The 14,012-nt window shown below is 70.7% G+C and carries 13 protein-coding genes; 8 read left to right on the top strand and 5 right to left on the bottom strand.

The window, feature by feature from the left end:
* The first annotated feature begins 187 nt into the window (after positions 1-187).
* Entirely contained in the window at positions 188-1,033 is an 846-nt protein-coding gene (locus tag D7Y15_RS01055) for a DUF5995 family protein (RefSeq protein WP_139915101.1), read from the top strand.
* A 9-nt stretch (positions 1,034-1,042) separates the two neighbouring features.
* Here D7Y15_RS01055 and D7Y15_RS01050 read toward each other — a convergent pair whose 3' ends face one another.
* Complete coding sequence (locus tag D7Y15_RS01050; protein WP_233604795.1) at positions 1,043-2,440, bottom strand: BamA/TamA family outer membrane protein; 1,398 nt, start codon at positions 2,438-2,440, stop codon at positions 1,043-1,045.
* 212 nt (positions 2,441-2,652) lie between these two features.
* Here D7Y15_RS01050 and D7Y15_RS01045 point away from each other — a divergent pair, with 212 nt between their 5' ends.
* Positions 2,653-3,129: a MaoC family dehydratase gene (locus tag D7Y15_RS01045; RefSeq protein WP_121751427.1), complete on the top strand. Its 477-nt coding sequence runs from the start codon at positions 2,653-2,655 to the stop codon at positions 3,127-3,129.
* A gap of 94 nt (positions 3,130-3,223) precedes the next feature.
* Positions 3,224-4,375 (top strand): fatty acid desaturase, encoded by a 1,152-nt coding sequence (locus D7Y15_RS01040; RefSeq protein ID WP_121751426.1) that lies wholly within the window; start codon positions 3,224-3,226, stop codon positions 4,373-4,375.
* Positions 4,376-4,378: 3 nt separating this feature from the next.
* Here D7Y15_RS01040 and D7Y15_RS01035 read toward each other — a convergent pair whose 3' ends face one another.
* Positions 4,379-4,876: a hypothetical protein gene (locus D7Y15_RS01035; RefSeq protein ID WP_120574265.1), complete on the bottom strand. Its 498-nt coding sequence runs from the start codon at positions 4,874-4,876 to the stop codon at positions 4,379-4,381.
* A gap of 138 nt (positions 4,877-5,014) precedes the next feature.
* Here D7Y15_RS01035 and def point away from each other — a divergent pair, with 138 nt between their 5' ends.
* The 5 genes from def to D7Y15_RS01010 all read left to right on the top strand — a co-directional run bounded on the left by def (position 5,015) and on the right by D7Y15_RS01010 (position 9,354).
* On the top strand, positions 5,015-5,641 hold the full coding sequence (gene def / locus D7Y15_RS01030; protein ID WP_120574264.1) for a peptide deformylase: 627 nt from the start codon (positions 5,015-5,017) through the stop codon (positions 5,639-5,641).
* On the top strand, positions 5,638-6,705 hold the full coding sequence (locus D7Y15_RS01025; protein WP_121751425.1) for an NADH:flavin oxidoreductase/NADH oxidase: 1,068 nt from the start codon (positions 5,638-5,640) through the stop codon (positions 6,703-6,705). The genes def and D7Y15_RS01025 overlap by 4 nt, the downstream gene beginning before the upstream one ends.
* Positions 6,706-6,724: 19 nt before the next feature.
* Entirely contained in the window at positions 6,725-7,573 is an 849-nt protein-coding gene (locus tag D7Y15_RS01020) for an MBL fold metallo-hydrolase (RefSeq protein WP_120574262.1), read from the top strand.
* A gap of 29 nt (positions 7,574-7,602) precedes the next feature.
* Positions 7,603-8,763: an FAD-dependent monooxygenase gene (locus tag D7Y15_RS01015; protein WP_120574261.1), complete on the top strand. Its 1,161-nt coding sequence runs from the start codon at positions 7,603-7,605 to the stop codon at positions 8,761-8,763.
* Positions 8,764-8,907: 144 nt separating this feature from the next.
* A complete protein-coding gene (locus D7Y15_RS01010) occupies positions 8,908-9,354 on the top strand; it encodes a hypothetical protein (RefSeq protein ID WP_120574260.1) in 447 nt (148 codons plus the stop codon).
* Here D7Y15_RS01010 and D7Y15_RS01005 read toward each other — a convergent pair whose 3' ends face one another.
* Genes D7Y15_RS01005 through D7Y15_RS00995 form a run of 3 tightly spaced genes read right to left on the bottom strand, consistent with a single transcriptional unit; the run spans position 9,355 to position 13,918 of the window.
* Entirely contained in the window at positions 9,355-10,119 is a 765-nt protein-coding gene (locus D7Y15_RS01005) for an alpha/beta fold hydrolase (protein ID WP_120574259.1), read from the bottom strand.
* Between the two features lie 14 nt (positions 10,120-10,133).
* On the bottom strand, positions 10,134-11,693 hold the full coding sequence (locus tag D7Y15_RS01000; RefSeq protein WP_121751424.1) for a mucoidy inhibitor MuiA family protein: 1,560 nt from the start codon (positions 11,691-11,693) through the stop codon (positions 10,134-10,136).
* Positions 11,693-13,918, bottom strand: coding sequence for a DUF4139 domain-containing protein (locus D7Y15_RS00995; protein WP_121751423.1), 2,226 nt, complete (start codon positions 13,916-13,918; stop codon positions 11,693-11,695). Before D7Y15_RS00995 ends, D7Y15_RS01000 begins: the two co-directional genes overlap by 1 nt.
* Positions 13,919-14,012: the final 94 nt, after the last annotated feature.

Genomic DNA, 14,012 nt, shown 5'->3' with positions numbered 1-14,012 from the left:
GGTGTCATCACACGAGGGACCGGTTCAGATAAGCTTTCATGTGAAGTCGTTCCCCCACCCCGCGGAGCGTCATTTCATGAATGTTTCACCGGCTTCCCCCTCGGCTCACCGGTCGCAGCGTTCCCAGTCGCTTCACCTCCACGAGACAAAGGCCCCGGACGCGCAGGGGCCCATCCGGTTGGATGACGTGCTCTGGAATCCGGTCAACGCGGAGGAGGCGCTGGAGGGTCTGGAGAAGATCCTCGGCCGGCTGAACGCGCGGGATGACTCACGCGCCATCTTCCTGGACATCTACGCCATCGTCACGCGGAAGGTCGTCCACCTGCTGAGCCGCGATGACGCGGGCGGCTTCCTCGAACCCGAGTGGCTGTCTCACCTGACGGGCCGCTTCGCGGAGGAGGCGCTCATCGCGGTGCGCGACTCGCTGAAGAACCTGCCGCTGCCCACCGCGGCGTGGCGCTTCGCGACGCACTACCCGGCCCAGGGGCTCACGCAGCCGTACCAGGACGCGCTGCTGGGCGTGAGCGCCCACATCAACCACGACCTGGGAATGGTCGTCTACGACAACATCGCCCACCAGTCGCCGCCGGCGGATGCACGCCGGATGGCGCGCTACCGGCATGACTACTTCCACGTGAACGAGATCCTCCGCTCGTGCATCCCGGACTGCGTGGACCTGCTCGCGGAGCGCTACCGGTGCGCGTCCACGCGGCTGCTCCTGCGCGTGCCCTTCAGCCGCCCCGTGGTGGAGCGGGCGGTGATGCGGATGCTCATCGTCTGGCGGCAGCGCGTCTGGGACAACGTCGTCGCGATGCTGGAGGCGCAGACGCCCGAGGAGCACCAGGCCGTCGTGGAGCGCGTCCGCACGACGTCCGGCCGCATCGCGCAGGCGCTGTGCGCGGACAAGGCGCTCTGGTGGACGGTGCGCGGCGAGTCACCGCCGTTCAGCCTGGACCTGCCGCCGGAGGCATGGCCCGGCGTGGTGCCGCCTCCGGAGCCTGAGCCGGACGCGGACGCTGCCCGCGCCGGCTAGCAAGCCGCATCAGGAGGGCGTGACTCCGGCCACGAGGTAGAAGCGCACCTGGCCGGAGTTGACGGCGTAGGCGACGTCCACGCCCAACAGGGGCAGCACGACGTTGTTGAGGTACAGCCGCAGGCCCCCGCCCACGCCCTGGGCCACGGTGACGGCGTTCTGGCCCGTGATCGTCTCCCGCAGGTAGTTGCGGATGACGCGTCCGTTGGCGTCGCGCAGGTTTCCGTCCTCGGGCACATCCCACCACGCGATGGCACCCGTGTCGGAGAAGGCCACGCCCCGGAAGGCCAGCGACTGCACCTTGAAGAGGGGGAAGTGGTACTCGGCCGTGAAGGTGAGCCGGCTGTCGCCGCGGAACTGCCGGTACTGGAAGCCGCGCAGCGTGTTGCCGCCCATCACCAGCTCCTGTTGGAAGGGCAGGTGCCTGCCCAGCACCAGCTCCCCGCGCAGCACCAGGTTGTTCTCCGTGAAGAAGCGGATGCCGTGGCGATAGAGGAGGCCGAACTTGCGGTAGTCGAACTCGCTCCACACGCCCGGGGTGGACACCTCGTAGGAGGCCTCCAGGTTGAGCCCCTCCGTCACCGCGTGCAGCGTCTGGCGCGAGTCCAGGCCCACCATGAGGCGCAGCGACGTGTCTCGCATGGCGGGGCCGGTGGAGAACGGCGGCACCGTCACCGGCATCTTCGGATCCGGAGTCTTCGCGTCGATGCTGGCCAGGCGGTACTTCGCCGCCGCGCGCACGCGCTCGAAGAGGATGAAGCCCAGTTCGGAGCTGATGGACGCGGAGTTGAAGCGCGTCCGCCGGAGGATCTCCGGGTCGTCCTCACTGGCGTCCATGCTGTACTCGTCCACGCGGTCGCTCTTCAGCTGTCCCTCCAGGCTGAACTTGAGCTGCGGCAGGCCGAAGAGGATCGGATCCAGGAAGCCCACGTACAGGCCGCTCTCGCCGGTGCTCACCTGCGCCGCGACGGCGAACTTCTTCGCGCGGCCGCCCAGGTTGTTCTCCGCGTAGAGCAGCCCGCCGCCGGTGTTCGCGGAGGACAGCGCCACCGTGGGGGCCACCACCCACGACGCCTTGTCCTTCACCCGCAGCACCAGCCGCACGCGCCCGTCGGGCATCGGCTCGGTGCCGACACGGACCTCCTGGAAGAGGCCGGTGGCCAACAGGCGCCGCTCCACCTTCTCCAGTTCCTCGCTGTCCACCTCGTCGCCCACGCCCACCTGTCCGAACGAGCGCACCGTCCCGGACGTCGTCTTGTTCGCGCCCTCCACCGTCACCTCTCCGACCTGGGAGCGGTCGATGGGGGACACGGGCGTGTCCTCGTCGGCGTGGGCGACGGGGGCCGCCAGGCCCGTCAGGGCCAAGGCGAGGACGGACAGGTGACGGCGAAAGCAGGAGAGCGGCACGCACTGCTCATACTCCACGGGCCGCGGGCGCTGGTTGTTTCGACGCGTGTCCGCCGGTGCGGGCGCGCGATGTTCAACGTTCGGCATCCGGAGCGACCCGGGGGGCGGCCACCCGTGCGACCTGGAGAACAGTGGCACCCGGACGAGCGCCCCGGTCATGGACGGATTATGCTCATAATGTGGGCGGGCATCCGCCCCGGAGGGACGCGGGCATGGCATCGACGGCAGAGGGCGGGCGCCAGGAGTTGTTCCTGGACGACCTGCCCGTGGGGCAGAAGTTCTTCAGTGACACGCACGCGCTGGACGCGGCGCAGATCATCGCCTTCGCGAGGGAGTTCGACCCGCAGGGCTTCCATCTGGACGACGCCGCGGCGAAGGACACGCTGTTCGAAGGGCTGGCGGCGAGCGGCTGGCACACGGCGGCGCTCACCATGAAGCTCAACGTCCAGAGCGGTCTGCCCTTCAAGGGAGGCATCGTGGGGGCGGGCGGCGACATCCGCTGGCCCCGGCCCACGCGCCCGGGAGACATCCTCCAGGTGGAGAGCGAGGTGCTGGAGATCATTCCCTCCCGCACGCGGCCGGACCGGGGCATCGCCACGGTGCGCAGCGAGACGCGCAATCAGAAGGGCGACGTGCTGCAGGTGCTCATCGCGAAGCTGGTGCTGCCCCGTCGCCCGGCGAGCGGGTGAGCGGGACGTGACGCTTTGCGTGAGCGCTGGCGGAGGCTACGGTGCGGCCCGCATCGGCCGTGGTCCCCGTCCCGCTCTCGAGGAGTCCCTTCGCATGTCCCGCGCCCCCCCTGACTTCGACCTGGCCTCCGTGGACGTGGAGGGCTTCTACGCGGAGCTGAAGGCGCTGCGCGCCCAGCTGGACGCGAACCTGGGTGAAGCGGACAAGGCGCACCTGCGGAAGATGGAGCGGTGGGGGAAGGTGGCTTCAGTGCTGGGCATGGCCACGGCGTGGATTGCTCCCAATCCACTCTCCGCGGTGGCGCTGGGCCTGGGCCGCTCCACGCGCTGGCTGCTCATGCACCACGTGGGGCACCGGGGCTATGACCGCGTGCCGGGCATGCCCGCGTCGCGCACCAGCAAGGGCTTCGCGAAGGGGAACCGCCGGTTCGTGGACTGGCTGGACTGGATGCTGCCGGAGGCGTGGGTCTTCGAGCACAACGTGCTGCACCACTCGCACACCGGCGAGGACGCGGATCCGGATCTCCTGGAGCGCAACGCGGAGGGCTCGCTGCGTGACACCGGCCGGCCGCTGGCCCTGCGCTACGTGCAGCTGGCGCTGCTGGCCGTCACCTGGCGCGCGAGCTACTACGCGCCGGAGACGCTGGGCTCGCTGCGCCGCAAGGGCCGCCGCGAGGGTGGGGCGCTGACGCGCGCGGAGCTGTGGGAGCTCTTCACGCGCTGCTACCTGCCGTACGCGACCGTCTTCTTCGGGCTGTATCCGGCGGCGTTCCTGGTGGTGGGGCCGTGGGCGGCGTTCAGCGTGTTCTGCAACTCCGTGCTGGCGGACGTCGTCACCAACCTGCACACGTTCTTCGTGGTGGGCCCCAACCACACCGGCGAGGACCTGTACCGCTTCGACTCCGCGCCCGCGAACAAGGCGGAGCGCATGGTGCAGCAGGTGGTGGGCAGCGCGAACTACCGCACGGGCGGCGACCTCAACGACTTCGCGCACCTGTGGCTGAACTACCAGATTGAGCACCACCTCTGGCCGGACCTGCCGATGCTGAAGTACCGCGAGGCGCAGCCGCACGTGCGCGCCCTCTGCGAGAAGTACGGCATCCCGTACGTGCAGGAGAGCGTCTGGACGCGCGCGCGGAAGATGGTGGACGTCGTCGTGGGCAAGGCGTCCATGAAGCGGCTGGTGAAGGCCGCGGCGCCCGGGATGTCTGCCGCGGACGCTCGCGCGGAGGCCTCCGCGGCCTGAGCGTCAGGCGGGCGGAGCGCGACGGCGGCGGGGCAGCGGGGCGAGCGCCACGGGCGTGGCCTCCGAGGCCGTGGCTTCCTGGCGCACGGCCTCCGCGTTCACCACGCGTACACCGTCAGGTTGGACGGGCAGCCCCAGGGTGTCCACGAAGAGGCGGTAGCTCTCCTCCAGGCGGCGGTGCAGCGAGTTGAACGTCTGGTGCGCGGTGCCGGGCATGTCCTCGGTGTAGGTGAAGTACCAGCGCAGCTCGTCCAGGCGCCCGTAGAAGTGGTCCACCACCGCCTGCTCCTGTTCGGTCAGGTGGATGAGCTGGGCGAAGGCGCCGTCCGCGTAGCGCGAGGCCACCGTCTCCACCAGCGGGTCGCGGCTGCGCAGGCGGGAGAAGAGGAGGAACATGTCCTCCTTGCGTGCGGCCAGCCGGCGCATGATGCCGGCGGCGTCGAGGGCGAGCAGGTTGCGCACGCGCGCGGTGGTTTCGTCGGCCTTCTTGCGGCGAGCCATGGTGCGACACAGCCTACCGTCAGTGGTACCCCTCCACGCCAGGGGCCGCCCGCTTCGTGAGGAGCCGGGCGGCCGGGCCCATGCCGGCCCCACGGCGTTGCGGCGCGGCGGGAGAGCGGTTGTTACGGTGGGGCCACCATGGTGCTCAAGATCGTCCAGGCGGGGGAACCGGTGCTGCGCCAGCGCGCGCGGGAGCTGACCCCGGAAGAAATCGGCAGCGAAGCCACGCGGCAGCTCATCCAGCTGATGCGCGACACGATGCGGGACGCGCCCGGCGTGGGGCTCGCGGCACCCCAGGTGGGCGTGGGCCTGCGGCTGGTGGTCATCGAGGACCGCGCCGAGTACCAGGCTGGCGCGGCGCCCGCGGACCTGGCGCTGCGGGAGCGCTCGCCGGTGGCCTTCCACGTGCTGATCAACCCCAAGCTCGTGGTGGAGGACCCCACGCCGATGGAGTTCCACGAGGGCTGTCTGAGCGTGAACGGCTTCGCGGCGCTGGTGGCCCGGGCGCGTGGCGTGCGGGTGGAGGCGCTGGATGAGAACGGGCGGCCGGTGTCGGTGTCCGCGCGCGGCTGGTACGCGCGCATCATCCAACACGAGCTGGATCACCTGGACGGCACGCTCTACGTGGACCGCATGGAGACGCGCAGCCTCACGACGCAGGAGAACCAGCGACGGCACTGGCTGGGCAAGAGCACGGCCCAGGTGCGCACGGCGCTGGGGCTGCCAGAGCAGACCCCTTCGCTTCCCCGAAAGGACCCGACATGAGCAGCAAGCTGTTCTCCCCCTTGAAGCTGCGGGACATCACCCTGCGCAACCGCGTGGTCGTCTCGCCCATGTGCCAGTACTCGAGCGAAGACGGCTTCGCGAACGAGTGGCACGTGGTGCACCTGGGCAGCCGCGCGGTGGGGGGCGCGGGGCTGGTGGTGACGGAGGCCACGGCGGTGGAGCCGGAGGGCCGCATCTCGCCGCAGGACCTGGGGCTGTGGAAGGACGCGCACGTGGAGCAACTGGCGCGCATCAACCGCTTCATGCACCAGAACGGCGCCGCGTCCGGCGTGCAGTTGGCACACGCGGGCCGCAAGGCCTCCACGCCCCGTCCGTGGGACGCGGGCAAGCGCGTGGATCCGGAGCATGGCGGTTGGCAGGTGCTGGGCCCCACGACGGAGGCGTTCGACGAGGGCTACCCGGTGCCCACCGCGCTGGACGAGGCGGGCATCCAGCGCATCGTGAAGGCGTTCGCGGACGCGGCGGTGCGGGCGAAGGCCGCGGGGTTCCAGGTCATCGAGCTGCACGCGGCGCACGGATACCTGCTGCACGAGTTCCTGTCGCCGCTGTCGAACAAGCGGACGGACAAGTACGGCGGCACGTTCGAGAACCGGACGCGCTTCGCGCTGGAGGTGACGCGCGCCGTGCGGTCGAAGTGGCCGGAGTCGCTGCCGCTCTTCATGCGCATCTCCTCCACGGACTGGGTGGAGGGCGGCTGGACGCCGGAGGACTCCGTGGCGCTGGCGCGGCTGGTGGCGAAGGAGGGCGTGGACCTGATGGATTGCTCGTCCGGCGGCGTGGTGCCGTACGCGAAGATTCCGGTGGGGCCGGGCTACCAGACGCAGCTTTCGGAGCAGGTGCGCAAGGAGACAGGCTTGCTCACGGGCGCGGTGGGGATGATCCGCTCCGCGTTCCAGGCCGAGCACATCCTGGCCACGGGCCAGGCGGACGTCGTCTTCCTGGCGCGCGAGCTGTTGAGGGATCCGTACTGGCCGCTGCGCGCCGCGAAGGAGCTGCGTGCGGATGTGATGTGGCCGCACCAGTACGAGCGCGCGAAGAACTGATCGGCGTAGGCTTCCGCGCATGCTGACCGAGGTGCAGGCGGGACCCTATACCGTGCGCGGCGTGTCCGTGGGTGGCGTGTACACGTCGCTCCTGGTGCCGGAGCTGGGGGTGCTGCTCGACGCGGGCATCCCCATCCGCTCCTTCGCCACCACGGACCGCATCTTCCTCAGCCACGGGCATGCGGACCATGCGAGCGCGCTGGGCTCGCTGCTGGGCATCCGCGCGCTCGTGGGCAAGGGGCCGCCGTTCGTCTATCTGCCGGCGGAGATTGAAGCGCCCGTGCAGGAGGCGCTCGCCGCCCTGGGGCGCCTGCACCGGATGAAGTCGGAGGTCCGCACCGTTCCCCTGCGCCCCGGTGACACCGTGAAGGTGCAGCAGGACGTGTGGGTCCGTGCCTTTCGCACGCACCATCCCGTGCCGTCGCTGGGCTACCAGTTCCTGCGCCGCGTCGCGAAGCTCAAGCCCGAGTTCCGCGAGCTGCCTCCGGCGGAGATTGGCCGCCGTCGCCAGGCCGGTGAGCCGCTGTTCGATGAAGTCGAGCGGCTGGAGCTGGCCTACTGCACGGATACCCTCTCCAACGTGCTGGAGCGCCAGCCGTCGTTGTTCGACAGCCGCGTGCTCATCCTCGAATGCACGTTCATCGACGCGGAGCGCACCGTGCGCGACGCGCAGGAGCGGGCCCACATCCACCTGGAGGAGATCGCCTCCATGGCGGACCGCTTTCAGAACGAGGCCCTGGTCCTGATGCACTTCAGTCAGGCTTACAGCCCCGCGCAGGTCCACGCGACGCTCCAGGCCCGTCTGCCGGCGTCGCTGCTCGAACGCGTGCGAGTCTTTGCTCCTGACGCCGGCCGCTGGTTCGGTTGACCGCGGCGCCGGCATGACCGGAGGCCGCCATGACGTCCGCATCCACCCGCCACGTCCTCATCGCCGGAGCAGGCATTGGAGGCCTCACGCTGGCCTGTGCCCTCCAGCGCGCGGGCCTTCGCGCCACGGTGTTCGAACGCGCCGACGCGCTGCGCCCGGTGGGTGCGGGCATCATCGTGCAGATGAACGCCGCGGTCGCCCTGCGCCGCATCGGCTTGTGTGACGCGGTGGTCGCGGAGGGCGAGCGAGCCGAGCGGACACTCATCCTCGATTCGACGGGCGCTCGTATCACTGCCATCGATGTGCGCTCGCTCCAGGAGGAATTGGATATCCCGATGGTGGCCATGCACCGCGCGCGCCTCCAGGCGGTCCTTCGCGCCCACGCGGGCCCGGAGGAGGCCGTGCGGCTGGGTGTCAGCGTGACGGGCTTCCAGGACGACGGCGCCCGCGTCACGGTGACGCTGTCCACTGGCGAGACCGTCACCGGCGACGTCCTGGTGGGCGCGGATGGACTGCGCTCCGCCGTGCGGACCGGCCTGCTGGGCGCGCAGCCCACGCGTTACTCCGGCTACACCAGTTGGCGCGGTGTCTGCCCGGGTGCGGACCTCGTGGAGGCGGGGCAGTTCACCGAGACGTGGGGACCCGGGGCCCGCTTCGGCATCGTGCCCATCGGCCATGGCGAGGTGTACTGGTACACCACGCTGAACGCGCCCGCGGGGGCGGAGGATGCGCCGGGTCAGACGCTCGCCGTCCTCCAGGAGCGCTTCGCCGGATGGCACGCGCCCATCGCGAAGCTGCTCGCGGCGACGCCACCCGAGCGCGTCCTGCGCACGGACATCCACGACCGTCCGCCGGTGTCTCGCTGGAGCCGGGGCAGGGTGACGCTGTTGGGTGACGCCGCGCATCCCATGACTCCGAACCTGGGGCAGGGCGGCTGTCAGGCCATCGAGGACGGCGTGGTGCTGGGGGAATGTCTCGCGGCGCCGGGCAGTGTGGAGGGCGCACTGCGTCTGTATGAGTCCCGTCGGGTGAAACGTGCCAACGCGCTGGTCGTGCGCTCACATCAGGTGGGACGTGTGGCCCAGTGGGAGAATGGAGCCGCGCGCTTTGTCCGTGATGCACTATTCCGGCGAGTCCCGCAGTCGGCCGCGAGACGCCAGCTATGGACGCTGGTCCAAGGCGTGAGCTGAGACGTATCGGGCTCTATAGAGTTTGTCTTTGCCAGGAGAGAGAGCAGCCTGCCCTGGCGGGGGGAACTCATGCAGACGAAGCCCACGCGGCTTGCCGCCCTTGTTCTTGTGTCAGCGGCTCCCTGTCAACGTGCTGAAACACCGGTGGCTGACGCACGACCTCCTACGCCGCCAGCCGCTCCCAATGTCGTCACCGGGACGCCGGATACAGGGGCCGGAGACGTCAACGCCCGCATCCAGAGCGTCCTCGGAGAACCCGCGAAGTACGAACAGGCCTTCGCGGCGTTCCAGAAGGCGGTGGCCGCGCACGACGCGAAGGCGGTCGCGGCCCTGGTGGCGTATCCCTTCACCGCGAACGTGGGCGGCAGGAAGGTGAAGCTGCCCGACGCCGCGGCGTTCGTGAGGCACTACGACGTCATCGTCACGCCGGCCATCGCCAACGTCATCACCCGGCAGCGCTACGCGGACCTCTTCGTCAACGCCGACGGCGTGATGTTCGGCCAGGGCGAAGCGTGGCTCAACGGCATCTGCAAGGACGCCGGGTGCAAGGACGTCGATGTCCGCGTCATCGCCATCCAGTCCGCGAATTGATCAGGGCCGTGTGACGGAGGCGAGGAACGGCAGGACGTGCGGCAGCACCTTGGGCGCCTTCGCCCAGGCGCCGCCGTGGTCGGCGTGCTCGATGGTCGCGAACGCCGCGCCGGCCCGCTCCGCTACGGCCTTCATGGAGTCGTGGTACGGGTCCGTCACGCCGCAGTACAGCAGCCCCGGCTTGCCGGATTGCTCCAGTGCCTCATCCAGGCCCGCCGAGGTCTCACAGGCCTTCATGCACAGCCGGAGCGCGTCCAGGTCTCCCGCGTCGATGGCCTCCGCCAGCTCCGGCGCGCGCCGTGCTCCCAGCAGGAGCACCTGGAACCAGTCGACGCTCGTGCCGGGCTTGAGCTGCTTCTCCATGGCCGCGTAGGCCACGGGCAGGCCCACCACCGGATCCCAGCCGCCCACCACGTAGGACGCCAGCCGCTCCGACGCGAAGGACGCCAGGCCACACACCGTCCAGCCGCCCATCGAGTAGCCCCACGCGTGGGCCCGGTCGATGGAGAGCGTGTCGAGCACCGACAGCGCGTCCTCCACGCGATGCTTCAGCGCGTAGGCCTCCAGGTCGTGCGGCGTGTCGCTCTGGCCATGCCCCAGCGAGTCGAACGTCACCACCGTGTACGCATCCGTCAGCGCGGGCATGTATCCCTTGAGCGACCAGTGCGAGCCCAACTGGAGCAGGCCGTGCAGGAGCAGCAGGGGAGGGCCGTGGCCCTGGACCTCGTAGTGGATGCGGCGGCCGGACTTCGTCGCGAAGGGCATGGCGTGGTGATTCCCTACAGGCCCGCGACCTTCGCGGCGCGGGCCACCGTGAAGCCGAAGTCCACCGTCTGCCGGGAGCGCGCTGGCACGTTCAGCTCGAAGCGCACGATGCCCTCGGCACTCACCTTCGTGGGCGCGGGCTTCGCGGCGTCCTTGAGCAGCGCCACCTCCACGGCCTCCACCTCCGAAACCGGCATGCGCTCCTCCACCGCGAGCGCCGTGGGCTTCGCGCCCATGTTGGAGATGAACAGCTTCACCTTCTGCGTGCGGGTGCGCCGGCCGGTGATGCGAGCGACCTCCTCGCCCACGTCCACCTGCCGCGACACCCGCAACGAGTCCTCGCTGCCGAAGCCCAGCTTCACGCGCTCGCCCCGGCCCGCGAACTTCAGCTGCGCGCGGCCCACGTAGCCGCTGTTGCGCACCAGGTCCACCGGCCCCGCGAGCAGCACCGCCGGCCCCGTGTTGTCGAACTTCGCCACGCGGTGCACCAGCGGTGACTGCTCCGGGCAGGCCACCAGCTCCGACGTGGCCGGCGACGTGAACGCGAACAGCGCCACGCGGTGCGCCTCGCCGTCCGACGGCACCGTGGCCTTGTGCGGCGCGGACAGCGTCACCGCTTCGCCGCCGTCGTCCATGCCGGGCAGCGCGTCCGCCGCCTTCGTCGCTCCCGCTTCGCCCGTCTCCTGGAGGGACTCCTCGCGCATGGAGACGTCCACCACCTGCTTCTCGCGCGACGTCTTCTCCCGCAGGAAGAGCCAGTCCTCCGTGAGCCGGGGCGGCGTGGCGCCCAGCGTGGGCCGCGCCGTGGAGAAGGCCAGCGTCACGTCCTTCCACGCCTCGCCGGTGTTCTGCCAGACCACGGCTTCGCACTCCAACTTCACCGAGGACGCCTCATCCGCGAGACCCAACACCGCGCGGTAGGCCGGCCGCCACGCGGCGCACGGCACCAGGTAGCTGAGCGTCAACGTCGCTTCACCGCCCGCTGCGTGGCTCACGTCCAGCTCTGCGCGCACGTCCAGCCTGGGCTCCGGCATCTCCGTGCGGGACAGCACGTCGCGGGACTCCTGGATGTGCTGCCGCTCCAGGCGCCCCAGCTCACGGCGGGCCTGCCGCAGTTGATCGTCGGTCGCGGTCTGCTCCTGGCGGACCGTCGCGAGCTGTTCCTTCCATCGCGCAGGATCCGCTTCACCGGCTCCGGTGCGCTCGGAGATGGAACGGAGGATGTCCCGGCGCGCGGTCTCCAGCAGGCCGTGCTTCGCCTCCAGGCGCCGCACCTCCGCCTGGGCGCGCGCCAGCACCTGCTCGCGTTCGAAGGCGCGGCGGGCCAACTCCGAGTGGTGCTCGCGCAGGGCTTCGGGCAGCACCGCGCGCATGGAACGGCGCAGGCTGGCCTGGGTCACCATGCCGCCGGTGAGCTTCGCCTGGAGCGAGCGGTCCACCGCCACCGCCGGCAGCCCGTCCACCACGAGACGGCAGGGACCCGGCGGCAGCGTCACCGTGCCGCTGCGCTCGACGAGCGCCCGGTCCTCCAGGACCGTCACCTTGATCAGGGGCAACAGAATGGAAGTGCGCATCACGTCCTCCGGTTCCCGCCGTTCAGCATCTTGCTGGCGGGCAGCTTCACGACCCACGACGCCTTCATCGAACGCTTCTCTCCAGCGGGGACGCTCACGCGCCACACCCGCTCGCCCTCCACCGCCTCTTCACCCGGCAGCGGCGAGGCCTTCTGCCAGGGCGGTGCCACCTCCGCCTCCTCCACCTTGATGTCCTTCTGGGATTCGGGGACCGCGCTGATCCGCTCGGAGATGGCGATGTTCGCGGCGCGCGAGAGGTGGTTGGCCACCTCCACGGAGACGTGGTGCGTGAGCACCGTGCTGTTGCCGAACATGCCGCCCGTGGCCTCGTCGAAGCGGGTGTTGCGCGCCACCTGGAGCGCTTCCTCCACGCCCAGGCCCAGCCGCTGCGTCTCGCCCGGCCCCAGCGTGGGCATGGGCGACGTCATCAGGAACTCGTCGCCGAGCGTCACGTCCACAGGCCCCGCGAGCAGCGGATGCGGCGAGGCGTTGTCCATGCGCACCGTGCGGAAGACCCGCGGCTCCACGGAGGGCACGCACACGTATTCGGCCTTGAGCACCAGGGGCACCGTCAGCATCGGCACGGTGTGCCACGCGCCATCGGACGGCACGTCCGCGACGGCGTCCGAGTCGAAGCGCGCATCGAAGTGGCGGGCGGAGTCGTGCGGCGGCACGGCCCAGGTGGGGGGCGCCACGCTGTTCACGGACTCGGCGATGACGAAGGCCTGGGCCTCCAGGCGCACCACCTCCACCTGCACGTTCACCGACGTGATGGACAGCATCGCCTGGGAGACGAGCGCGGAGCGGGGACGCAACCGGCCGCGCTGCGCCTGGGAGGCCGCGGAGGCCAGCGTCAGCGAGTCGTAGTCGAACAGACGGTCCGCCGGCTCCAGGCCGGCCGCGCTCCGGAGCTCATCGTCGGCGCCACCCTCTTCTTCGTCCATCGACATGTCCGCCATCGGGGCGCCATCGAGGTCGTCCTCCTCGACCGCGCGCTTCTTGCTGCGCATGCGGTCGCTGCCGCCACCGCCGCGGGCCCCGGGCATTTCCTGTGCCGGGATGGCGCCGGTGACGTTGCGGCGGGACGCCGAGGGACGAACCGCTCCCAGAAAAGCCCCCGAGGACTTCGGTGCCGGCGCCATGGGCGCTGGCGGAGGAGGCGCGGACATGCTGGGCGCTGCTCCTGGCGCGCCTCCGAACGAGGCCGACTCCTTGTAGAGCTTCTCCTGCTCGTAGGCGCCTTCACTCATGATCGGCGCGGGCGGAGGCTGAGGCTTGGGAAGGACCGGCTCCGGGCGGGCGACGTGCAGGGCGTCGTAGCCCGCGAACAGCTCCTCCAGGCCCGGCGCGGGTTCACGCCACCCCGAGCGCGCGGGGGCAGGCTGGCTGCGGCCGATGCGCAGCGACTTCAGCTCCGGCACCTCCGCGCGCCGCTCCAGGCTCGCGGTGGAGACCGCTAGCCGCACACCGCTCCAGTCCTCGCCGGTCCGCTGGACGACGGCGGCGCGCATGCGCAGCGTGCCTTCCTCCAGCGTGCGCGGCAGGCGCAGATCGTAGGTGGGCACCCAGCGCGCACCGGCCACCGCGTACTCCAGCACCAGCCGCGCGTCCGCGTTCGCGGCGATGGGGCCGGACAGCGTCAGCAGCGCCGCGCGGAACAGCCGGGTCCGGTCCACGCTCTTCGCGGAGGACAGCTCCTGGACGCGGCGGCGGCGCAGCTCCAGCTCGTTCGTGGCGTCGCGGTGCTGGCGCGCCAGGTCCAGCTCCTGGGCCTGCAACTCCGCCAGCTCCGAGTCCACGAAGCCGGTGAGGGACAGCATCGAGGACAGCGGCGCCTCGCGTGGGAGGTGGCCCTTGCGCGGGGCCGGCCAGGTGGGCGTCAGCCCGCGCAGCGCCGAGATCTCCGCGCGAACCCGCTCCAGCCGGCCATGCACGGCCGCCAGGATGGCCTCCGCCGCTTCGAGCGCGTGCTGCTCCGCGGGCAGCGCCGACTCCGGCGGCATCCGCACGTCGAACGTGGGCTTGAGGTCGCGGACGAGGAGGTCCGACGGCCCCTCCACCACCCGGGCGCGCAGCGAACCCGTGCGCAGGGACAGTGGCAGGCCGTCGATGCGGACCTGGCCGGGCAGGCGACCGTCCTCGGGCGAGAGCACGAATGCGCGCGTGCACAGCGCGCCCTCGGCGTGAACGGTGACGGATTCCAGGACGGACGACACGACTCTCATGGGCCCCCTCTTCCGTGGAGAGGCCCGCAGGCTACCCCGAGGCCGCCGCGAATGGCGACCGGGGAGAAGAGGGGGCAAGGCTTTCCACGGCGCG

The sequence above is a fragment of the Corallococcus sp. AB030 genome (genome assembly GCF_003668965.1).
GTDB lineage: Bacteria > Myxococcota > Myxococcia > Myxococcales > Myxococcaceae > Corallococcus > Corallococcus exiguus.
This window is presented reverse-complemented; position numbering and strand designations above follow the sequence as displayed.